The organism is Paenibacillus sp. DMB20 (assembly GCF_000987955.1).
In the GTDB taxonomy this organism is placed as follows: domain Bacteria; phylum Bacillota; class Bacilli; order Paenibacillales; family Paenibacillaceae; genus Paenibacillus_AQ.
This window is the reverse complement of sequence record NZ_LAZU01000035.1, coordinates 42,736-63,979: the sequence shown is the minus strand read 5'-3', so window position 1 is coordinate 63,979 and position 21,244 is coordinate 42,736. Positions and strand designations below refer to the sequence as shown.

The window sequence follows — 21,244 nt, the reverse complement described above, 5'->3', positions numbered from 1 at the left end:
AGGCCCATCCTCAAGTGACAGATTGCTCCGTCTTTCATTATTCCGCCATGCGGCGAAATAAATTATCCGGTATTAGCTACCGTTTCCGGTAGTTATCCCAGTCTTGAGGGCAGGTTGCCTACGTGTTACTCACCCGTCCGCCGCTAAGCATCTGAGGTGCAAGCACCTCATCAGCTCCGCTCGACTTGCATGTATTAGGCACGCCGCCAGCGTTCGTCCTGAGCCAGGATCAAACTCTCCAATAAGGATCGGAAGGAGGCTCATACCCGAAGGTGATGAGGTGTTCCTTCCGAAGTTTGACTTGCTCATTAGAAAAACTGACGAGAATTAAAAATTCTCATTTATGACCTTGCTTAACGCAAGATCGGTTTAACTCACTCGTTGTTCAGTTTTCAAAGATCAATGCTTTTTTTTCGTCATCGCCACATCTCAGCGGCGACTTTTATAATATATCACACTAACTTGCTTTCGGTCAAGAACTTTTTTTTGATTTATTTTAATCGGCTATCTCTTAACCTACTCTTTCTAAACTGCCTATCAAAGAGGCGAACATTAATGTACCATAGATAAGTTGCGTCCGTCAACTCCTAAATTAAGGTTAATTTTAACCCCAACAGCAAAGCGACTCCCGGGACGCCAAGCACCATGACGGTACTAATCGTCATCGGATTCAACGGAATGTATGCCGCCGGCACCAGACCGGAGAAATTTAAAATGTATATGGCAAGCGCCGAAAGGGCCAGATGGGATCCGAATGCCGTCAGCCATCCGATCGCCCATCTTCTTTTTAATCACCACAGCCAGAAGCAGAAGCAGCGAAACCACAAGGATTCCGGCTACAAGCATTTTCATTTTTCATCCCCCCGATTAAAAAAATCTTTCCGAACTGAGGCGGCCATCTCCACGTCAACCATTTTCACGTTTCAGCTCCTGACTGTACATATGCGATCCATTCAACTTTAACAGCTTGGCCTGCTTCAAATTCATTTGGTATTTGCGCTCGGCAGCTTCCAGCATATAAATCGCATAATCAATCTGATCTTGTCCCGTTGCTTCCTGAAACATCAAATGTGCCCGCTCCCACTCCAGCTGAGATTTTCGCACGTCCATATATGTTGTCCACATTTGCTCTTCTTCTTCCGCCGACAACACCTGCTCCTGCCGGTTTTTTCCCGATTTGCTCCACCACATCATGTTTGTCCGCCTCCTATTATGACATCCTGCGGTTTTTAGGTCCGCCTGTAGATCCATATGAAGATGGGGACAAACTTAGAACCGAAGGCAGAAACGATTCATCCTCTTTCTTAGGAGACGAAAGCTCTTTCGCAAAAAAACCAAGTATAAATTTGGGGATTCCCTCGAGAACTCCCCCGGCTTTCTAACAAACGCAAAAAAGAGCCCTTTCGGGCTCTCCTTGTACAGCGAATACAATCTCAAACCAATTAAAGCTCTCTTCGTCCCTCCAGGGCCTTGGACAGCGTAACTTCATCCGCATACTCCAAATCTCCGCCAACCGGAAGCCCGTGGGCGATTCTCGTCACTTTAATTTCGAAGGGGCGGACGAGCCTCGAAATATACATCGCCGTGGCTTCTCCTTCAATGTTCGGATTGGTCGCCAAAATCAACTCTTTTACCCGTTCATCGCTGAGCCGGGTCAACAGTTCCTTTAGCCTTATTTCGTCAGGGCCGATTCCTTCCATCGGCGATATCGCCCCGTGAAGCACGTGATAATATCCGTCGAATTCCTTGGTCCGCTCCATCGCCACAAGATCCTTCGCGTCCTGGACAACACAGATCACGGAGGAATCCCTGGTTTTATCCTGGCAAATACGGCAAGGATCGGTATCGGTAATATTGCAGCAGACGGAGCAGTAGTGAAGATTCCGTTTGACGCTGACCAGCGCCTTGGCGAAATCGATTACGTCATCCTCCTTCATGTTCAGGACATGAAAAGCCAGGCGGGCGGCCGTTTTCGGCCCCACGCCCGGCAGTCTCGTAAATGCGTCGATCAGCTTCGCGATCGGTTCGGGATAGTACAAATGCAAACTACTCCTTCTGCCTCTAAATTAGAACAAGCCTGGGATTTTCATGCCGCCCGTGAATTTACCCATGTCGGCATTAGCCAGTTCCTCGGCTTTGGTCAGTGCGTCGTTAACCGCGGTCAATACCAGGTCCTGCAGCATTTCGACATCATCCGGATCAACCGCTTCAGGTTTGATCGTGATGGACTGCACCTGCTTGTGGCCGCTCACCGTAACGGTGACAACACCGCCGCCGGATGTGCCTTCAACGGTTTTGTTCGCAAGCTCCTCCTGCGCTTTGAGCATTTGCTCCTGCATTTTTTTTCACTTGTTTCATCATTTGGTTCATATTATTCATGAATGTCTCTCTCCTTTAAATGAAATCGCACTGCTTAATCTTTTATGACAACAAGGTCTTCACCAAATAATTGGATCGCCTCATCAATCCATGGTTTTTCACCGCCGGACTCCGCTTCCTCATGCTCCAGTTTCAGCTCCTCCGCAGGCGGCTTTCCCGCCCCCTCGATGGCATCGTTCCAATCGCGGAGCATCATCGTTACAAGCCGATACGGCTTGCCCAAGCGGGATTCAAATACCCCTTCGATCACCTGTTTATTGGCAGGCTTCTCGGTCGTTTCGCGGTGAATATTGTTTTTGAAAGCAACCAATATGTTATCTTCCCATACGGAAACAGGCTCACCGTCCATGAACCAGGCATGAACCGTGACCTTCTCCTCTTTCACGCTTTGGAGTATCTGGCTCCATTGGCGCTGAACAGCCGTAAACGGCTCACCCGTTCTGGAGGAAACATACTGATCCATGTGCTGCGGAATTTTGGCGGCTGAGGATACCCTGGGAGCAGGGGTCCGGGCAGCGGGTTTGGAGGATTCGCGTCCTTCCCCGGCCGGAACTCCTTTTTTCAGAATTTGGTCAAGCTTTTTCTCCAAAGAAGCGACTTGCCCCTTCAACCGTTCGATCTCTCCGGTATCCTGGGCGGATCCGCCTCTGGCGCCGGATGATCCATGACCATCGGATATACCGCACAGCTTGAGCAAGGCCACCTCAAACAGCGTCTGCGGTTGGGAAGCATATTTCATCTCGCTTTGGTACCTATTCAACGAATCGATCATGGAAAAAAGCTCTTCCCTGGAAAACGCATCGGCCATTTCCTTGAATTCAGCCGGATTCAATACCCGGTCGGTCAGTTTGTCCGCTTGCGGCACCATTTTGATCATCAACAGATCCCTGAAATAGTACAGCAGGTTTTCCATGCATTTGTCGGCGCTTTTACCCTCCTGCATAAATTGTTCCACGATTTGCAGCACAAGGCCGGCATCGCCCTGTTTGACTGCGGCGGCCAGCCGCCCAAACTGCTCTGAAGCAATACCGCCGGTCATATCCATTACCTGCTGGTAGGACACCTTACCGCCGGTAAATGAAGCAATCTGGTCCAGGATGCTAAGGGCATCGCGCATGCCCCCGTCCGATAGGCGGGCGATATACTGCAGCGCTTCCGGGTCTGCCGTAATTCCTTCTTCCGAGCAGATGCGCGCAAGCCGATTGCTCTGTTCTTCCAGGGATACCCGGCGAAAATCAAAACGCTGGCAGCGCGATATAATGGTCGCCGGCAATTTATGCGGCTCCGTCGTGGCCAATATAAACATGACATGCTCCGGCGGCTCTTCCAGCGTCTTCAGCAAGGCGTTAAACGCCTCCGTCGTCAGCATGTGTACTTCGTCGATGATATAAACCTTGCGCCGGACTTCCGTAGGCGCATACTTTACCTTCTCGCGCAGATCCCTGATTTCCTCGACGCCCCGATTGGAAGCCGCGTCAATCTCCTGAACGTCCATAACGGCTCCCGATGTAATGCGCCGGCAAGCCTCGCACTCATTGCACGGTTCCTCCGCCGGGCCGTTTTCACAGTTCACGGCTTTGGCCAGGATTTTGGCGGCACTGGTCTTACCCGTGCCCCGCGGACCGCTGAACAGGTAGGCATGGGAGACCCGCTGTTCACGGATCGCGTTCTGCAGGGTCTGGATAATATGCTGCTGACCTACCATGTCGCCGAACGACTGGGGTCTCCAGGCACGATATAACGCTATATGTTCCACTCTGCTTTACCCTCTTTCAACTTCCGCTTCATCGGCTTTATGCCGCTATAAACCAGCCTCTTAATCGCATGTTAAGCATCAATATATGTTTATCTTACTATACTACATTCTATACTAATTTCTCCGCTCCGGCAAAACGTTTACACCGGAAATTCATACACCCGGCACAAGCAAAAGCGCCTAGGCCCTGCTCAAAAAGTGGAGACGCCCCTGTCACGGAAATATAAGAAAAGTACCGTGAAAACGGATACTTTCAAAATATTTAAAAAAGCACTCCTGTCAAATGACAGAAATGCTTGTGCTTCCGTATATGTATACCGTGCACCTGTTATTGATAATTGCGATCCGAGCGGCAATCCTGAGCAGCAACTCGGGCTAGGCTACCCTCCGGCACAAAAGCGGTCCTGCTTATGGCTGCTTCCTTCCGGACCTGACCAGGTTCACAGGTGCTCATTGCGGAGGACCCAGCCGTCAACGTCGAGCGCAGGGACCAGCCTCACATCGGCAATACCTCTAACAGGAATTCAACCTCGCTACAGCGGATTGCGAGTTACAGGGCACCGCTACCTCCCCGTCTAGCACGGTGAAATTAAGTATATCTCATGCTTGTCGAAATTGCAACCGACGGAAGAAGTTGGCTTGCTCCTTACCGACCTCGACTTGCAAATAGCGCGGTTTCTCACCGGCTCCGTCGTTTCGACAAAACCAATCACTGGCTCGAAAGACGGAACCCAGAAAAACGAAAACCCTCCGCACGAAGCGAAGGGCTTGTTTATTAGATACCGTATTTCTTCTTAAATCTATCGACACGGCCGCCAGCATCCAGGAATTTCTGTTTACCTGTAAAGAATGGATGGCAGTTGGAGCAGATCTCCACGCGAAGTTCAGGTTTTACGGAACCCGTTTCGAACGTGTTACCGCACGCGCAAGTAACCGTGGTAACATGATATTTCGGTTGAATATCTTGTTTCATTAGACTTTCACCTCTTTCCGCCCTGAGCCTCATGCGGACTCAGAGTTATATGGACACATAAAAAAAAGTATATCACGGGCATTTTAATTGTGCAATAGCCTATGAGGAAACAACAAGGGACGCCCAACTTTTTAATCAACAAAGCCCGGAATAGCCCCTACTCCTGAACCCCGGTACCCAAGATTATCACATCTTCCCAACGGTTCAGGATATGGTTTTTGGCAAAGCCCGCTACATCATGGAAGGCTTCTTCTTGGGCCGAGCCATGCCCACTGGGGGCACATGCGTATAGGAGCCGATAACCACGTCCGGCAGCTCTGCCTGGAAAATCTCGATTGCCTGCTTCATGCCGAGAATCTCGCCGCGGGCCGGGGGAATAAGTTCCAAATAGCTTTCCGGATCAATGTTCAGGTTGCGCAGCTGAATCAGGCGCAGGCCCGTACGGCGGGCAAACTCGATCATCGCTTCAACCTCTTCCTCACGGTCGGTGACTCCGGGGAAGATCAAATAGTTGATGGACGTATATACGCCTTGGTCCGTTGCATACTTCAACGATTTCTCCACGTTCCGGAGGGTATAAGCACGCGGTTTATAGTATGCATTGTAATGATCATCAAGCGCGCTGATCGTGCTGACACGCATCAGATCAAGCCCGGCATCCACAATCCCGCGGATATGGTCCGTCAAGCCCGCGTTGGTATTGATATTGATATAACCCATATCGGTGATCGACCGGACCTCGCGCATGGCTTCGATAATAATTTTAGCCTGAGTGGAAGGTTCCCCCTCACAACCCTGGCCGAAGCTGATAATCGATTCCGGTGTTCTCAAATGCTCCAGCATGATCTGAACGAGCTCGTCGGTACGTGGACGGAAATTCATCCGCGTCTGCGGAGCCACAAATCCGCTGTCGTCCGGCTGATCCGAAATACAACCGAAGCAGCCCGCATTGCAGGAATAGGAGACCGGCACGGCGCCTTCCCAACGGTTCAGGAACGTATTCGACGCCGTCAGGCATTCATACCCGAGCGCACAGTTGGATAAATGCTGATAAAGCCGATTTTCCGGGTATTTTTCGGTTAACTTCTTTACACCCAGCTCCAGCTCCTTCAGATCGCAGTTCAGCGGATTCCACTTCTCCGGATCATCCGATAATCGGGCAGCCGTATAAAACGCTCCATCCTTCCACACAACGGCGGAATAACCAAAGAGCGGAAGTTTGTACTCCTTATCGGTCTTTACGTAGCCGGGAATGCAAAGGCGGGTATATCCCTGCGGCAAAAGGGCGCCTACAGCGGTTTTGTTGCCGGGCAAAGCGGACATTTCGCCGGTATCGGGATCCATGCCGATGGCCCGCGTGTTGGGAAGCCCGACCAGGGTGGCTCCTTCCGGCAGCGGAATCAATTCGTCCTCCAAGATCTCGACAATCATGTCGCCGCTTCGGGCCAGTCCGTACAACTCGTCATGATCATATACGTTTCCTTGCTCATCTGCATAAACCAAATACATGTCGTTCTCCTATTCTACAGTTGTTTCTTCAGGCTCGTGATCAGCTTTGCGGAGCGGATGTGGCCGAAGGACGGGATGTTCGTCTTGCTGTCGGCTGACTTGGTGCACTGCCGCTCACATCGAACGTAGCCAGAAATTCCGCGTTGGTCTTGGTGTCACGCATCTTTTTGAGGAAGCCTTCCACAAAGTCGGCAGAATCATTCATGCTTTTACGGATCGCCCAAATGATATCCAGCTCTTCCTTGCTCAGCAGCATTTCCTCACGCCGAGTGCCGGACCGCCGAATATCGATCGCCGGGAAAATTCGCCGCTCCGCGAATTTGCGGTCGAGGTGAAGCTCCATATTTCCCGTTCCTTTAAATTCTTCATAAATAATGTCGTCCATTCTTGATCCGGTATCGACCAAGGCCGATGCCAATATCGTCAGGCTTCCGCCTTCCTCCACGTTCCGCGCCGATCCGAAAAAACGCTTAGGGCGATGGAACGCAGCCGGGTCGATACCGCCGCTGAGCGTTCTGCCCGATGGGGGAATGACCAGGTTATAGGCACGGGTCAGCCGCGTAATGCTGTCGAGCAAAATCACAACATCCTTCTTGTGTTCCACCAACCGAAGGGCCCGCTCCAAAACAAGCTCCGCCACCTTGATGTGATTCTCCGGCAGCTCGTCGAAGGTAGATGCGACCACCTCGCCTTTTACTGAGCGCTGCATGTCGGTCACTTCTTCGGGACGTTCGTCGATAAGCAGAACAAACAGTTCGATTTCGGGATGATTGGTTGAAATGCTGTTGGCAATTTCTTTAAGGAGGAGTGTCTTACCCGCTTTAGGCGGAGCTACGATCAAACCGCGCTGCCCCAAGCCTACGGGAGCAAGCAAATCCATAATCCGAGTGGACAACTGGTTGGGGGATGTTTCCAAAACGAGCTTTTCTTGCGGAAAAAGAGGAGTTAGGGCCGGAAAATGCAGGCGCTCCGCTGCGATGGCCGGATTCTCGCCATTAACGGCATTTACCTGAAGCAGACCAAAGTAACGCTCGTTCTCTTTTGGGGGTCTGCACTTGCCTGAAACCAAATCTCCCGTTCTCAAGTCGAATTTGCGGATCTGGGACGCGGAAATGTAGATGTCCTCAGAGCTTGGAAGGTAGTTTATCGGCCTTAAAAAGCCGTATCCCTCCTGCAAAACTTCAAGCACGCCCTCCATAAACATCAGGCCGCTTTGTTCCGCCTGTGCCCGGAGAATCGCAAAAATCAGTTCTTTTTTTCTTTAACTGGCCGTAGTACGGAATTTGATATTTCTTTGCCAGTTTGTACAAGTCTGTCAGCTTCATGCCTTCCAAATCGGAAATTTGTAAATCCATTCAATAACCACCTATTCAATTTTTGTTCTTGGTAAGGCCGTTCAGCCGATAAGTCTATAAGTCTATGATTCCACCACTAGGATAGGATTACCCATTTCAAAGGGAGATATGCAGACGAAGAACTGTTTTAAGGTCCGATGTTCCAAAAAAAAGTCTCTGATCCCCCGTCTGCCCCCTGTAACTGGATTCCCGTTAGTCCTCTTCCGTCTCCCGCCATACATCGGCACCAAGCATGCGCAGGTTGGTTACCAAGTGATCATATCCGCGATCGATAAATTCGACTCCGCTCACTTCCGTAACGCCTTCCGGCACCGTAAGGCCGGCAATCACCAATGCCGCACCCGCGCGCAAATCCGTCGCCTTAACCTTTGCGGCATTCAATTGACTGCCTTCCACGATGGCGGAACGGCCCTCGACACGGATTTTAGCCCCCATTCGAATAAGCTCGGGCACATGCTTGAACCGGTTGCTGTATACAAAATCGCTAAGCACGCTCACGCCTTCGGCCTGCGTCAACAGACTGGTCATCGGCGACTGAAGGTCTGTTGCAAAACCCGGATACACCAGCGCCTTTACATCAACATGCTCATATCGGTCCCTGCCGATGACGCGGATGCTTTCATCCAGCTCTTCAATGCCGACGCCCATTTCAATCAGCTTGGCCGTAAGTGCTTCCATATGCTTAGGGATCACGTTATCGATAACAACATTACCGCGCGTTGCAGCAGCGGCAATCATATACGTCCCGGCTTGAATCCGGTCCGGAATAATGGAATGGCGGCAGCCGCGCATGCTTGTAACGCCTTCGATCCGGATCGTCTCCGTGCCGGCGCCTTTAATAACCGCTCCCATGGAGTTTAACAATGTAGCAACATCTATGATTTCAGGCTCTTTCGCCGCATTTTCAATAATTGTGGAGCCTTTGGCTTTGGCAGCCGCAAGCATAATGTTTATCGTCGCCCCTACACTGCTGACATCAAGGTAGATTTTTGCGCCGCGCAGCTCTTTGGCATGCAGATGGATGGCCCCGTGTTCATTGGTGACGGTCGCCCCCAGCGCTTCGAATCCCTTGATGTGCTGGTCAATGGGACGAGGTTCGAAATTACAGCCGCCCGGCAGGCCGATTACGGCTTCCTTAAACCGCCCTAACATAGCACCCATCATGTAATAAGAAGCCCGCAGCTTCTTAACAGGCCCGTTCGGCATCGGTATGGACTTGATTTCGGAAGGATCGATCTTCATTTGATTGCCTTCCCATGAGACTTTCCCGCCCAGCTCTTCCAGTATTTCAGCGTATACAGCCACATCGCTCAGGAGCGGCAAGTTATCCAATACAACTTCGCTTTCCGCCAAAATTGCGGCAGGTATTAGGGCGATCGCGCTGTTCTTGGCACCGCTGATTGTTACGGTGCCCTGCAGTGGGCGTCCACCGCTGATCATCAATTTTTCCATAAGCTAAAGGGTCCCCCTACATCACTTTGCAGCCGAAAATGGTTACGATGGCAGTATTTTGGGTTGATTGCAAAAGATAAACGCCTTATCTCTCCCTAGGGAAAAATAACCGTCAAATACAATATCCGTATATTGATCTGCGCATTCCTTTTTAAGGAACGCACTCAAAAAATGACACACCGCTATGAAACGCAGTAGAATCTTGCGAATTCGATGGGATGCCTTGCATTGCATAAATTTTCTGGTGTCTTAAGAAATGGAAAAACACCGGCTTAGCGGTGCGCTTCCCATTCCAAACTATGGAAGTGGACAGCCCGGGAACGGGCTGTCCTATATCATACTTGAGGATATCTTCGAGATTAATGCGCTCGGAAGATATGCTTATCGAAGACTTAGGCTTGGTTGTTGGAACCAAACTCACGGATTTTACCGATAACGGTTTGCTTGATCGCTTCACGGCCTGGTTTCAGGAATGTACGAGGATCATATGCTTCCGGTTTTTCGGCAAGGACTTCACGGACTTTCTTGCTGAAGGAGATTTGGTTCTCGGTGTTCACGTTGATTTTGGACGTACCGAGCGAGATGGCTTTCTTGATGTCATGCGTTGGGATACCTGTGCCGCCATGCAGAACAAGCGGAAGCTTAACCGCATTGCAGATCTCTTCCATTTCCTTGAAACCAAGGTTTGGTTCGCCTTTGTAAGGTCCGTGTACGGAACCAAGAGCCGGGGCCAATGTATCGATGCCTGTCTCGTTTACGATGCGAATGCAGTCGTCCAGCTTCGCATACATAACGTCGCCGATGACGTCATCTTCCTGACCGCCAACCATGCCAACCTCAGCCTCTACGGAAACGCCTCTGGCATGTGCATATTCAACAACGGCTTTAGTCGTTTCAATGTTGGTGTCGATCGGGCTGTGGGAATCGTCGATCATGACCGAAGTAAAGCCAGCGTCAATAGCTTCTTTACATTTCTCAACGCTTGAACCGTGATCGAGGTGAATGGCAACCGGTACGGTGATCTTCAGGTCTTCCATCAGGCCTTGCACCATCTTAACAACCGTATTGAAGCCGCCCATGTAGCGTGCTGCGCCTTCCGATACGCCAAGAATGACCGGCGACTTCTCTTCTTGAGCCGCTTCGAGAATCGCATGAGTCCATTCCAGGTTGTTGATGTTGTATTGACCAACCGCATATTTTCCTTCGAGTGCCTTGTTAAGCATGTCCTTCATTGATACTAATGGCATGGTCCATCCTCCTATAGTCGATATGTCTAGTATATAGCCGACGTTCTTATACGATAGTATTATACCACATCGCAAGATAAATACTAAACAAGCAATTCGCAAAAAAACTGCGGCGTTTCGCACACCTGCAAAAAAAAAGAATTCCGCAATCAAGCAGAATTCAAAAATTAACCGCATATGTTACTTTTGTCCTGGAGTTGCATGTTAACGGCCAGCCTCATTTCATCAATGTCAAAAGGCTTGGTGAAATGCATCAGGGCGCCAAGATCGGTAGCCTCCTTGATCATGTCGAGTTCGCCGTAAGCCGTCATCATAATGACTTTGATATCCGGATTCATTTGTTTGATATGCTTCAGGATCTCTAGACCGTCCATGCCGGGGATCTTCATGTCAAGCAGCACCAGGTCAGGCTCGTGTTTTTTCACGATATCCAACGCGGTTTTCCCGTTAGCGGCTTGAAACGTCTCATATCCCTCGCTGCTGAATACTTCCATCAATAGAATGCGGATTCCGTTCTGATCATCGACGATCAGCACTTTTTGCTTATTCATGCAACAACCTCCCCATTTATTCGAGTTGAATATGTAAACTATAATTCAAAACTTCCCAACTATCCCTTAAGCGACCATTATTTGTATTCGCCTGCCGAATTAGAATTCCTCCCTGACATTGAATAAAGTGCAAATAAAAACAAAAAAAGCCTCCCCAAAAGGAGGCTTTCCGCATATTATTGCCGATGCTGAAGCGAAGCTTTCACGAATTCGCGGAACAGCGGCTGCGGGCGGTTCGGACGCGAGGTAAATTCCGGATGGAATTGAACCGCCAGGAACCACGGGTGTCCGGGAAGTTCGACGATTTCCACCAGTCTTCCGTCCGGGGAGGTGCCGGAGATGCGAAGCCCCGCTTTTTCAATGGCTTCGCGGTACTGGTTGTTGAATTCATACCGGTGACGGTGTCTTTCATAAACCAACTCGTCATTATAGCAGGACATGGCCAGCGACCCCGGCACAAGCTTGCACGGATACAGGCCCAGGCGCATGGTGCCGCCCAAATCCTCAACGTCCTTTTGTTCCGGAAGGAGGTCGATAACCGGATACTCGGTCGAAGGATTAATCTCGGAGCTGTTCGCGCCTTCCAGCCCCACGATGGAGCGTGCGAATTCGATGACGGATACTTGCATGCCCAGGCAAATGCCGAAGAACGGAATATTCTGTTCACGGGCATAGCGAATTGCCGAAATCTTGCCTTCAATCCCGCGGTCCCCGAATCCGCCCGGAACCAGAATGCCTCCGATTCCTTTCAGGACTTCCTCCACATTGCTCTCGGTGATCTCTTCGGCATTGACCCAGCGGATTTTCACATCCGCATTGGCATCAAATCCCGCATGGGAAAGGGATTCCACCACGCTGAGATAAGCATCGTGCAAGGCAACGTATTTACCGACAATAGCGATTTCCACTGTTTTCTCCAGCTTCGACACACGATTGACCAGCGCTTCCCATTCGGTCATGTCGGGCTCCGGCGTATCCAGCTTCAGATGGTTGACCACGATCTCGTCCAATCCTTCTTCGCGCAAGTTAAGCGGAACTTCGTACAGCGTGGAAGCATCGCGGCATTCCACGACCGCATTCGGATCGATGTCGCAGAAGAGGGCGATTTTCGCTTTCATCTCGGTGGAGAGCTCATGCTCGGTTCGGCAAACGATAACGTTTGGCTGAATGCCGATGCTCCGGAGTTCTTTTACGCTATGCTGGGTCGGTTTCGTTTTGACCTCACCGGCTGCTTTAATGTAAGGAATAAGCGTAACGTGAATGTACATGACATTGTCACGTCCCACTTCACTCTTGATTTGACGAATGGCCTCCAGGAAAGGAAGGCTCTCGATATCACCCACGGTGCCGCCGATTTCGGTAATGACCACATCGGAGCCCGCTTCGCGTCCTGCACGGAAAACGCGCTCCTTGATTTCATTCGTAATGTGCGGGATGACTTGGACGGTACCGCCAAGATATTCTCCGCGCCGCTCCTTGCTGATGACGGAGGAATAAACTTTACCGGTGGTGACATTGCTGTTCTTCGACAGATTGATATCAATAAACCGCTCGTAGTGACCAAGGTCGAGATCCGTCTCAGCGCCGTCATCCGTAACAAATACCTCACCGTGCTGGTAAGGGCTCATCGTTCCGGGGTCTATGTTAATGTATGGATCGAACTTTTGGATCGTTACCTTCAGCCCTCTGTTCTTCAGCAGTCTGCCGAGCGAGGCCGCAGTAATCCCCTTACCCAAGGAAGACACAACCCCGCCCGTTACGAAAATATACTTTGTCACAGTAAAATACCTCCTAAATAATTTCGAAAAATCAGGCGACATATGATGTTTATGGTAACCTTTTTTTCCTTTGATTCATCATCAAAAGACCGCTTTTGGCGGAAATTTTTCTTGCGAGATAAGGATGGCAAACCTCTGGAGTTTATACTTTCTTACCTCATAAAAATAACGGTGCCCGCTTCAGTTCAAAAGCGAGCCGGCCGATTGACATATAACAAGATCCCGGCGATCCGCGAAAACTCCACGTCGGCATACAGCCGATAAACGAAACGGCCGTACATACCGTGGATTCCCCCGTACTCCGGGATAATGCTGTTTCAAAAAAGAAACAAAACATCTTGCAGCAGAAACGACTCCGTAATCCTAATCCTACTCAGGGACGAAAGCGTCTCTGCAAGAAATATAAGCCCTGTATAAATGAAATCTTATACTTTACTCATATTTTAAAAACAAAAAAAAGTGACCCGCAGTACGGGGCACTTTTAAAAATCATATATTGAACCTTAATCATAAGCCCAAGCAATAGTTTACTCTGTGCCTCGTCCCCTTGTCAAGAGAAGAAGCAGGCTCAATTTACCCGATTGGCGGGCGAAAACGGATGGAGAAAACATCCATCTTGAGACATTATCTGTCCTCGTCTTCCAAGTCCTCGTCGATGACTTCTTCATCCTCGTCTTCGGCGTCCTCATCATCGAGGTCATCGTCGTCAATTACAACGTCATCGTCAACCTCTTCGTCCGCCTCGTCATCGTCGCCGAACATATCATCTTCATGATCCTCATCAACGCTGTCGTAATCTTCATCACCGTCGTCCGTGATGTAGCTGTCTTCTTCTTCGGTGAAGTCATCCTCAAGATCGTCGTCCTCATCGTTAATGATCCGCGGACGCTTCGCGTTCGCAACCGGATCGTCGGAACGCTCAAGCGGATACCAACGCTTCAGGCCCCACAGATTCGTGCCGACACAAGCAAAACGACCGTCTATATTGATCTCAGTATACAACTGGGCAATCGTTTCGTTAATTTCTTCTTCCGTGAAACCGCGAAGCTTAGCCACCTCGTTCATCAGGTCACGGTAATAATACGGCGTATTGGCCGCTTTGAGAACCATAAAAGCCAGGTCCACCATCGGGATTTCCTGGATCTTTTCCGGATCGATTTTCAAATTGAGCGGATTACTCACTAACGCACACTTCCTCTCATGCAATCTTCACTTTGCACCGTCTTATCTCAACATATCCATTATCAAAACTAAGTAAAACCTATTTGAACTCAAAAATCAAGTTTTTATGGTCAGTTCTTCCTAGCGGGCGCCAAAGGCTGGCGGGCGGGAAAGCCTAACACGGGAAATATCCGCTCTTCTTTGGCTTATACAAGAAAAAGGCGGGGAGCAAATCCCCGCCTTCCGACTGTATCCACCCCAAGGATTGACTCCTCACGGGATCGATGAGAGAACACCGGTGCTCTCTCCGTTTATTTTATGTCGGCCGCAAATGTTTGACACGACCATCAGGGCCTATTTCCCGGAAAAAAGGCGGTGTCCCATTCGGGCTTCCTTCCCGATTCATACAATACCTAAGCAACGGTTCATCGAGGAGGGGGACTGCCAGGCATGAACTACACCCGGATCATGCAATCACTGCTTATGGATAGGGACCCTGCACAGCAGGTCCGGAAGAATCGGCGGATCCTTACGTTCCACGATCCCCTGGTCTACCGCGACTGCATTCAGGAATGGCACGAGCTGGCTAGAACCGCCGGCCGTTCGCAGGATGTGACCTACTCGCCGTTGATCCACTCGATTATGGCCCCGGCTTCTCTTACGGAACGGCTGGAAACAGAATTCAAACATGACGTAACCGTGGAAGAAGATAGCCAGGTCCATATTCACGCCGTCCAAAGAAGCATCGGTACCGGTCCGGGCGTTCCTTGGGGAGTGAAACACATCAAGGCACCACAAGCCTGGTCCATTTCGACGGGATACCGGGTCAAAATCGCCGTTATCGATACCGGCGTTGATTTCAGCCATCCCGATCTTCAACAATCCCTCACCCGGGGAATCAACCTTGTCAACCGAGGCATTTTGCCTTTCGACGATAACGGACACGGTACCCACATCTCCGGTACGATAGCCGCCGCGAACAGCGCCCAGGGCATGATCGGCGTTGCGCCGAGATCCACGGTGTATCCGGTCAAAGCCTTCGACCATAACGGATCGGCATACGTGTCCGATATTGTCGCAGGCATTGACTGGTGTGTCCGCAACGGCATTCAAATTATCAACATGAGCTTCGGTATGCAGACCCGCAGCCGGTCCCTGCTTGATATTGTCGGCAAAGCCTACCAGGCCGGCGTCATTATAGTCGCTTCCTCGGGAAATGACGGCAAACGGCGTTCCGTCGATTATCCGGCTCGTTACCCGCAAACCATCTCCGTCGGGGCCACCGACCGCAAAAGAAAAATCGCTCCGTTCAGCAACCGGGGGCAATTTGTTGATATTTACGGACCGGGCGATAAAATCATATCCGCATGGCTGCACGGCAAATACCATGAAATGAGCGGCACCTCGATGGCCACTTCCCATGTGAGCGGAACCATTGCCCTGCTGCTGGCTCAAAAACCCGATCTGAAACCGGCCGCAATCAAATCGCTCCTGCAGCGGACCTCTACCCCTATCCGCCTTCGAAAAGGCACCTTATTACAGGAAGGCGAAGTCAATACGCTGAAATTCCTTCGCGAAGGAATGAAGCTGTAATCAAACAGCCGCTCTCCTTATAGGAGAACGGCTGTTTTGATATTCCATATTAAATGCCCTTCACCGTCGCTTATCCATGGCGCGCGGCATCCCGGATGTTTGCCAAAGGCCTACATCCGTTCCGGAGCGGATACGCCCACCAGGCGGAGCACATTCGCAATAACGGTGCGTACGGCGGCCAAAAGGGCAAACCGTGCTTGGGTCTGTTCCGCATCCTCGGTAATCACCCGCTCGGCCTTATAGTAGCTGTGGAACATCGAAGCGAGCTCGTATACATAGCGAATCAGGCGATGCGGCGCATAGTTCTCCGCCGCAACCGAAACTTCCTGCGGAAGCTCGCCGATTTTGCGAAGCAGATCGTACTCATGCTCCGTCGTCAGGCGTCCAAGATTCACCTCGGACAGAGGAAGCAGCCGTATTGCCTGCTCCTCAGCCTGCCGGAACACGCTGCAGATCCGCGCGTGCGCGTACTGCACGTAGAACACCGGATTTTCATTGGATGTCGAAACGGCGAGATCCATGTCAAAATCCAGATGGGAGTCCATGCTGCGCATCGTGAAGAAATAACGGATCGCGTCGACGCCGACTTCGTCCATCAGATCCTCCATCGTTACGGCTTTGCCGGTACGCTTGGACATTTTCACCTTTTCGCCGTTCTGGAACAGGCTTACCATTTGCGCGATCAAGACGATCAGCTTGGATGGATCGTTGCCCAAAGCTTCCATCGCGGCTCTCATCCGGGGAACGTAGCCGTGATGGTCCGCCCCCCAAATGTTCATTACTTTGTCGAAGCCTCGCTCGTATTTATTTCGATGATATGCGATATCGGGCGTCAGATAGGTATACGTACCGTCATTTTTCACCAGCACGCGGTCCTTGTCGTCGCCGTAATCGGTTGTACGGAGCCACAAAGCGCCGTCTTTCTCATAGGTTTTGCCCTTAGCCTTCAGTTCATTAAGAGCGTCCTCCACCAGTCCGTTCTCATAAAGGGAGGTCTCGCTGAACCATTCGTCGAAGTTCACGCGGAAACGGGCCAGATCGCGTTTGATTTTGCCAAGCTCTTTTTCAAGGCCGTACTGGCGGAAGAAAGCTGTCCGTTCCTCAGGCGTGAGGGACAATAAGGAGTCTCCCTTTTCCGCTACCAATTCCTTGGCAAAGCCCTTGATGTCCTCCCCATGGTAGCCGTCTTCCGGCATCTCAGCATCTTGACCAAGCTCTTGAAGATAACGGGCTTCGATCGATTTGCACAGGTTCACGACCTGGTTTCCGGCATCGTTAATGTAGTACTCACGGGTCACTTCATATCCCGCAAAGTCAAGCACGTTGCACAGGGCATCCCCAACGGCAGCGCCGCGGGCATGTCCCAAATGAAGGCTGCCCGTCGGATTGGCGCTGACAAACTCCAGCTGGGCTCTTTTGCCTTGCCCGACGTCAACGCGGCCGTAGTTGTTCCCCTGCTCCTGAACCAGCCCGATGACAGGGTACAGGCAGCTTTTGTCCAGGGTAAAGTTGATAAAGCCAGGGCCTGCGATTTCCGCTTTTTCAATGGATGCTTTGGCGGTGTCCAGATGCTCAAGAATCGCTTCTGCAATCTGGCGCGGGTTCTTTTTCGCGATCCGTGTCAGCTGCATGGCTGCATTCGTCGCCAGGTCGCCATGGGTTTTGTCTTTCGGCACCTCGAGCGTAACGGCTGGCATTTCTTCACGGGACACCAGCCCTGCCGCGACGGCCGCATCGGCTACCGCTTCGGCAACAAGCCGATGAATGTGATCGAGTGGATTCAATGTCATGATTCATGATCCTCCTGAATAATCAAACTGATGGAAAAGTGTCCCGAAAACTCATCGAACACATATAAATCATACGCCCAGGAAGCGCTGCCCGACATGTCGTTGATATCGATGCTGAGGCGCTGGGTGTGCGTTGACAGTTGGAATGAGGTGAAGGGGGAACGGTAATATCCCGGCAGCTTCTGACCAAGCCTGAACGCCTGCTCCGACTGGACTTCGCCGTGCCGGATGATTTTGAGTTCATCGCCGGTCAGCTTCACGGTCGCTCGGGTATCGCCCTGATACGGCCCCATCTTCGGTTCTTCGTAGCGAACATAAAGAGCATTTCCTTTGGCAAACACCTCTGCCGGAAGCTCCTGCACCGTATTCTCCCCTTCATGAAGGCTGTGAAGAATAATGGTCGCTTGTTTTCGGTCTGACATGATACGCTCCTCTTTTCCTTACCTATTGTATTACTATATCCAGTATGGCCCGGCAATTCAAATAAGGATTTTTGTAAATTTTCATTGAGATTTCACGGTCCTCTATATATTGATGGGAAGTCTATCGAATTTCAATATGTAGAAACTCCTTCGGCGTTTGCTGTTGATGAAGCTCTAGAGACGGAAAACTACCGACCGCATTAGTCGCTATATTTTTCCTCCCACCGCTTTCGCCATTCGCCGTAGGAAATGCCCGTCACTTCTTCCAGCGTTTTTCCGTCGATGGAATATGGTGCTCCAGCCAGGTCATCTTTGTCAGGAAAAGAGGTGCCCCCGATGACCCGTCCATCCGCCATCATGACGTATATTTGCGTATGCGTGTCATACATTTTGTCAAGCAGATGCCCGGAAACCGTAAAGCGGTACCCGGAAATCTCCTTACCGAAAAAATCGGCCGGGTCCCGGCTCTGCACGCTCCACGTCTGAATATACGGCGTTTGCCCGGAACCGCTGCGAAAGAAGGATTTCTCCAGAATATAAGTATGTATCTTCCCGGATCGTTTATGGATCGTGTAGCCGAAGGATTCGACATATGCCGCTGCGGCCTTTTCTTCCTTCGACATCGGCAATTTCGGTTCGCCTGTCTGGGTCAGCCAATACACGAAGACGGTTAAAATGCCAATGAGACCCGCGAATGTCAATAGGATTTCCTTTTTCATCCAAATCCACCACCCGAATTCATCTTACTTGAACCCCTTTATATACCACTAAATGCCATTCCAATATTCGAAAAACATAGAAAAGCCCGATCTTTTCACGGATCAGGCTCGGGAATCACTTACAGAGGCAGAAGCGTCACCTTGTCTTGCTGTTCCAGCCGAGCGACCATGTCGTTCCAAGCCTGCGGTTTTTCAGGGAGTACCGCATAATAGCGTTTCAGGAAGTTTACAATCAATTCCGCAGGCAGCTCGTTCATGTCATCGTCTCCGGGCATGAAGCAGAAATCCAATCCCGTCACCGCCTCGCCGTCATTGTTCCAGGAAGGATGGACATACTCTAAATCGGTCCGTTTATAACCGAGATGGGAAAGAACCTCCCGGCGCACGAACGGGTCCATCGGCTTCACGCCGCCGAAAGCATGGTCCTGCACGCGGTACGGATCATAAATTTCGGCAAACATGCCGAACAGCTCTTTGCCGCTCGCTGCAGCCAAAGACTGCAGATCCTTTAAGCGGTTCTCCGCCAGGAAGCGGCCGATGCCGAGACCTTCGCGGCCGATAATCGTAAAGTCGGTCATGGCCACGTTCCAGTCGTCATAGTAGCGGTACTCCGTCGCGCCAACGGCCTCGCCGTCATGAAGCGCAACGAATACCCGGATGCCCGGATCCTCCAAGGGCTCTTTCCACAGGCTGAACTCCAGAACCTCTTCGGGCGGGAAGACTTCTTTCATGAGATTATGCATTTTCCGGAACAATGGATCATCAATGCTTGTAATACGGATATATTCCATATGCTAAAACCTCCTTCTTTATAGGCGGGGATTTATTTGGATAAACAGTAGTGTTCTGACAGCTTGCTTTGTTCAGAGCTTTAACTCTTAAAGGGGTTCCTCCATTCCATTAAAGCCCCATAGTTGCAGGACTCTTCATCCTCAAGGTAATTTGCGGCTACGCCTACAGGCGTCCTGCCGCAGCGGAGGAGAAAGGTTACAACCGGATCCTTCAAATCGCCGCGGATGACCGCGTCAAGATACTCCTCCGCCGTCATGCCGGCTGCGACCCTGTGATAGCCGGGCATGCGCCCGCCTCCCAAAAGACGGGCAAGTTCCAACTGCACCGTGACGTGATAAAGCGACTGAATCAGCCATTTGCCGAGTCCCAGCTTGCGGTAGCGCGGACGAACGCAAATATCGGCGATATACAGCGTGTTCCCGTACGGGTTGTGATTGCGGATATATCCGCCGTCCGTGGCCTCAGCCCAGGAATGGGGCGGACCCTCCGGGTCGTAATCCACAATCAGCGAGGTGATCGATCCGGCAAGCACGCCGTCGACCTCAATGCACAAGGCGCCTTCGGGGAACCGGGCGACATGCTGCATCAGCTGCTCTTTGTTCCACCACTGCTCCGGCGGGTAGGGGGGCGGAAACGTTTCGGATTGAATGACGATCAGCTCGTCGAAATCCGCCGGGGTATAGCTGCGGATCACCGCCGGAACCGGGCGGTTGTCGTCAAACACGTAAAACCGCTGGCGAAACTTGGTCATTCTCTTGGGGTCTCCTCCTTTCCAAGGTTATCTCCAATCGGGATACAAATCGGTTCGGCGGTCGCGCCAGGTCGTAACGGAGCCTTTTTCCCGAACTTGGTACAGGAGGTTCAGGTCGAGATCGGCCGTGACGATCATGTCGTCGTTGATTTCACCTTCCGCAAGCAGCCCTTTCGGCGGAAACGGAATGTCGTTCGGCGTAATAATCGCTGCCTGGCCGAAGTTCGCGCGCATCAGGTCAACCGTGGGCAGCGACCCGACCGTACCGGTCAGCACGACATAAACTTGGTTCTCGATCGCCCGCGCATGGCTCGTATAACGCACACGGTGAAAGCCGTGCCGGTCGTCGGTGCAGGAAGGGCAGAAAATGACATCCGCCCCCTTGGCCTTGGCCATCCGCACGATTTCCGGGAACTCGATATCGTAGCAGGTCAGCATGGCAACGGTGCCTTTTTCCGTCTCGAACACCTGCAGGCCTTCGCCCGCGCCCATGTTCCACCCGGTAATCTCCGAAGGCGTAATGTGAATCTTCGCCTGCTCCGCAATGCGGCCGTCCGGATAAAATAGATGGGCCACGTTATAAAGTTTCCCTTCCCGGCGGATGACGTGGGTTCCTCCGATGATATGTATGTTGTATTGCTTCGCAAAGCTTTCAAACAGTTCGCGGTAGCGGTCCGTGAAATCCGGAAGATCGTTGATGGTCAGGGCATTTCCCTGCCCGTCCCCAATGGACATGAGCTGGGTGGTGAAAAACTCGGGGAACAGCACGAAGTCGGCTTCGTATTCTTCGGCCGTCCGGATGTAATGCTCGCACTGGCGGGCAAATTCGTCAAAGGATTGAATGGTATGCAGGTGATACTGCACGGCGGAAACGCGGAATTTCATGCTAGCCCTCCTTGGGTTGGGTGATATAAGAATTGCTCTCATTATATAAGATTCCCCTCCCGGAAAACATGGCTTGGCGAAATATTAATCATGGAACCCCAAGGCTATTCGTACGGGAAACTGGAGTCCTC

19 protein-coding genes, 1 rRNA gene, 1 other RNA gene and 2 pseudogenes are annotated in these 21,244 nt (G+C 51.2%); 1 reads left to right on the top strand and 22 read right to left on the bottom strand.

Going from position 1 to position 21,244, the window contains the following annotated elements:
* The 16 genes and pseudogenes from XI25_RS19050 to rpoE all read right to left on the bottom strand — a co-directional run.
* A 16S ribosomal RNA gene (locus XI25_RS19050) occupies window positions 1-245 on the bottom strand; the annotation flags it as partial.
* Window positions 246-587: 342 nt separating this feature from the next.
* Window positions 588-716 (bottom strand): pro-sigmaK processing inhibitor BofA family protein, encoded by a 129-nt coding sequence (locus XI25_RS36405; RefSeq protein WP_442950418.1) that lies wholly within the window; start codon window positions 714-716, stop codon window positions 588-590.
* Window positions 655-852: a hypothetical protein gene (locus XI25_RS36965; RefSeq protein WP_046679760.1), complete on the bottom strand. Its 198-nt coding sequence runs from the start codon at window positions 850-852 to the stop codon at window positions 655-657. The genes XI25_RS36405 and XI25_RS36965 overlap by 62 nt, the downstream gene beginning before the upstream one ends.
* Before the next feature lie 54 nt (window positions 853-906).
* Window positions 907-1,194: a DUF2508 family protein gene (locus XI25_RS19040; protein WP_046679759.1), complete on the bottom strand. Its 288-nt coding sequence runs from the start codon at window positions 1,192-1,194 to the stop codon at window positions 907-909.
* Between the two features lie 248 nt (window positions 1,195-1,442).
* Window positions 1,443-2,039, bottom strand: coding sequence for a recombination mediator RecR (gene recR, locus XI25_RS19035; protein WP_046679758.1), 597 nt, complete (start codon window positions 2,037-2,039; stop codon window positions 1,443-1,445).
* Between the two features lie 27 nt (window positions 2,040-2,066).
* Window positions 2,067-2,379: pseudogene (locus XI25_RS19030) on the bottom strand (YbaB/EbfC family nucleoid-associated protein).
* A gap of 34 nt (window positions 2,380-2,413) precedes the next feature.
* Complete coding sequence (gene dnaX, locus XI25_RS19025; RefSeq protein ID WP_046679757.1) at window positions 2,414-4,135, bottom strand: DNA polymerase III subunit gamma/tau; 1,722 nt, start codon at window positions 4,133-4,135, stop codon at window positions 2,414-2,416.
* Window positions 4,136-4,452: 317 nt separating this feature from the next.
* Window positions 4,453-4,719, bottom strand: an RNA gene (gene ffs / locus XI25_RS32335) — signal recognition particle sRNA large type.
* 191 nt (window positions 4,720-4,910) lie between these two features.
* Window positions 4,911-5,108: a 50S ribosomal protein L31 gene (gene rpmE, locus XI25_RS19020; RefSeq protein ID WP_046679756.1), complete on the bottom strand. Its 198-nt coding sequence runs from the start codon at window positions 5,106-5,108 to the stop codon at window positions 4,911-4,913.
* Between the two features lie 231 nt (window positions 5,109-5,339).
* Window positions 5,340-6,617, bottom strand: coding sequence for a radical SAM protein (locus XI25_RS19015; protein ID WP_046679755.1), 1,278 nt, complete (start codon window positions 6,615-6,617; stop codon window positions 5,340-5,342).
* Between the two features lie 40 nt (window positions 6,618-6,657).
* Window positions 6,658-7,972 (bottom strand): annotated as a pseudogene (rho, locus tag XI25_RS19010) (transcription termination factor Rho).
* Between the two features lie 192 nt (window positions 7,973-8,164).
* Window positions 8,165-9,424: a UDP-N-acetylglucosamine 1-carboxyvinyltransferase gene (locus XI25_RS19005; RefSeq protein ID WP_046679754.1), complete on the bottom strand. Its 1,260-nt coding sequence runs from the start codon at window positions 9,422-9,424 to the stop codon at window positions 8,165-8,167.
* Window positions 9,425-9,816: 392 nt separating this feature from the next.
* Window positions 9,817-10,671 (bottom strand): class II fructose-1,6-bisphosphate aldolase, encoded by an 855-nt coding sequence (gene fba, locus XI25_RS19000; RefSeq protein ID WP_046679753.1) that lies wholly within the window; start codon window positions 10,669-10,671, stop codon window positions 9,817-9,819.
* Window positions 10,672-10,838: 167 nt separating this feature from the next.
* Window positions 10,839-11,222 (bottom strand): response regulator, encoded by a 384-nt coding sequence (locus XI25_RS18995; RefSeq protein ID WP_046679752.1) that lies wholly within the window; start codon window positions 11,220-11,222, stop codon window positions 10,839-10,841.
* 176 nt (window positions 11,223-11,398) lie between these two features.
* Complete coding sequence (locus XI25_RS18990; RefSeq protein ID WP_046679751.1) at window positions 11,399-13,000, bottom strand: CTP synthase; 1,602 nt, start codon at window positions 12,998-13,000, stop codon at window positions 11,399-11,401.
* Between the two features lie 624 nt (window positions 13,001-13,624).
* Window positions 13,625-14,182, bottom strand: a complete 558-nt coding sequence (gene rpoE / locus XI25_RS18985; protein ID WP_046679750.1) for a DNA-directed RNA polymerase subunit delta — start codon at window positions 14,180-14,182, stop codon at window positions 13,625-13,627.
* Window positions 14,183-14,611: 429 nt separating this feature from the next.
* Here rpoE and XI25_RS18980 point away from each other — a divergent pair, with 429 nt between their 5' ends.
* Entirely contained in the window at window positions 14,612-15,754 is a 1,143-nt protein-coding gene (locus XI25_RS18980) for a S8 family peptidase (RefSeq protein WP_046679749.1), read from the top strand.
* A 110-nt stretch (window positions 15,755-15,864) separates the two neighbouring features.
* Here XI25_RS18980 and argS read toward each other — a convergent pair whose 3' ends face one another.
* The 6 genes from argS to XI25_RS18950 all read right to left on the bottom strand — a co-directional run bounded on the left by argS (window position 15,865) and on the right by XI25_RS18950 (window position 21,113).
* Window positions 15,865-17,544: an arginine--tRNA ligase gene (argS, locus tag XI25_RS18975; protein WP_046679748.1), complete on the bottom strand. Its 1,680-nt coding sequence runs from the start codon at window positions 17,542-17,544 to the stop codon at window positions 15,865-15,867.
* On the bottom strand, window positions 17,541-17,966 hold the full coding sequence (locus tag XI25_RS18970) for a DUF1934 domain-containing protein (protein ID WP_046679747.1): 426 nt from the start codon (window positions 17,964-17,966) through the stop codon (window positions 17,541-17,543). Before XI25_RS18970 ends, argS begins: the two co-directional genes overlap by 4 nt.
* A gap of 200 nt (window positions 17,967-18,166) precedes the next feature.
* Window positions 18,167-18,685 (bottom strand): hypothetical protein, encoded by a 519-nt coding sequence (locus XI25_RS18965; RefSeq protein ID WP_046679746.1) that lies wholly within the window; start codon window positions 18,683-18,685, stop codon window positions 18,167-18,169.
* Window positions 18,686-18,804: 119 nt separating this feature from the next.
* Window positions 18,805-19,476: a hypothetical protein gene (locus tag XI25_RS18960; RefSeq protein WP_046679745.1), complete on the bottom strand. Its 672-nt coding sequence runs from the start codon at window positions 19,474-19,476 to the stop codon at window positions 18,805-18,807.
* 80 nt (window positions 19,477-19,556) lie between these two features.
* Window positions 19,557-20,228, bottom strand: a complete 672-nt coding sequence (locus tag XI25_RS18955; RefSeq protein WP_046679744.1) for a GNAT family N-acetyltransferase — start codon at window positions 20,226-20,228, stop codon at window positions 19,557-19,559.
* A gap of 27 nt (window positions 20,229-20,255) precedes the next feature.
* Window positions 20,256-21,113 carry a carbon-nitrogen hydrolase family protein gene (locus XI25_RS18950; RefSeq protein WP_046679743.1) on the bottom strand — a complete coding sequence of 286 codons (858 nt, stop codon included), beginning with the start codon at window positions 21,111-21,113 and terminating at the stop codon, window positions 20,256-20,258.
* Between the last annotated feature and the right edge of the window lie 131 nt (window positions 21,114-21,244).

Excerpts from the sequence above, each read along its gene's own strand:
- XI25_RS18955 (WP_046679744.1), bottom strand. The coding sequence starts at position 20,228 with ATGACCAAGTTTCGCCAGCGGTTTTACGTGTTTGACGACAACCGCCCG.
- XI25_RS18965 (WP_046679746.1), bottom strand. The coding sequence starts at position 18,685 with ATGAAAAAGGAAATCCTATTGACATTCGCGGGTCTCATTGGCATTTTA.
- XI25_RS18960 (WP_046679745.1), bottom strand. The coding sequence starts at position 19,476 with ATGGAATATATCCGTATTACAAGCATTGATGATCCATTGTTCCGGAAA.
- XI25_RS18950 (WP_046679743.1), bottom strand. The coding sequence starts at position 21,113 with ATGAAATTCCGCGTTTCCGCCGTGCAGTATCACCTGCATACCATTCAA.
- XI25_RS18980 (WP_046679749.1), top strand. The coding sequence starts at position 14,612 with ATGAACTACACCCGGATCATGCAATCACTGCTTATGGATAGGGACCCT.
- argS (WP_046679748.1), bottom strand. The coding sequence starts at position 17,544 with ATGACATTGAATCCACTCGATCACATTCATCGGCTTGTTGCCGAAGCG.
- XI25_RS36965 (WP_046679760.1), bottom strand. The coding sequence starts at position 852 with ATGAAAATGCTTGTAGCCGGAATCCTTGTGGTTTCGCTGCTTCTGCTT.
- XI25_RS19015 (WP_046679755.1), bottom strand. The coding sequence starts at position 6,617 with ATGTATTTGGTTTATGCAGATGAGCAAGGAAACGTATATGATCATGAC.
- XI25_RS19040 (WP_046679759.1), bottom strand. The coding sequence starts at position 1,194 with ATGATGTGGTGGAGCAAATCGGGAAAAAACCGGCAGGAGCAGGTGTTG.
- XI25_RS19005 (WP_046679754.1), bottom strand. The coding sequence starts at position 9,424 with ATGGAAAAATTGATGATCAGCGGTGGACGCCCACTGCAGGGCACCGTA.
- XI25_RS18995 (WP_046679752.1), bottom strand. The coding sequence starts at position 11,222 with ATGAATAAGCAAAAAGTGCTGATCGTCGATGATCAGAACGGAATCCGC.
- rpmE (WP_046679756.1), bottom strand. The coding sequence starts at position 5,108 with ATGAAACAAGATATTCAACCGAAATATCATGTTACCACGGTTACTTGC.
- XI25_RS18970 (WP_046679747.1), bottom strand. The coding sequence starts at position 17,966 with ATGTCAGACCGAAAACAAGCGACCATTATTCTTCACAGCCTTCATGAA.
- fba (WP_046679753.1), bottom strand. The coding sequence starts at position 10,671 with ATGCCATTAGTATCAATGAAGGACATGCTTAACAAGGCACTCGAAGGA.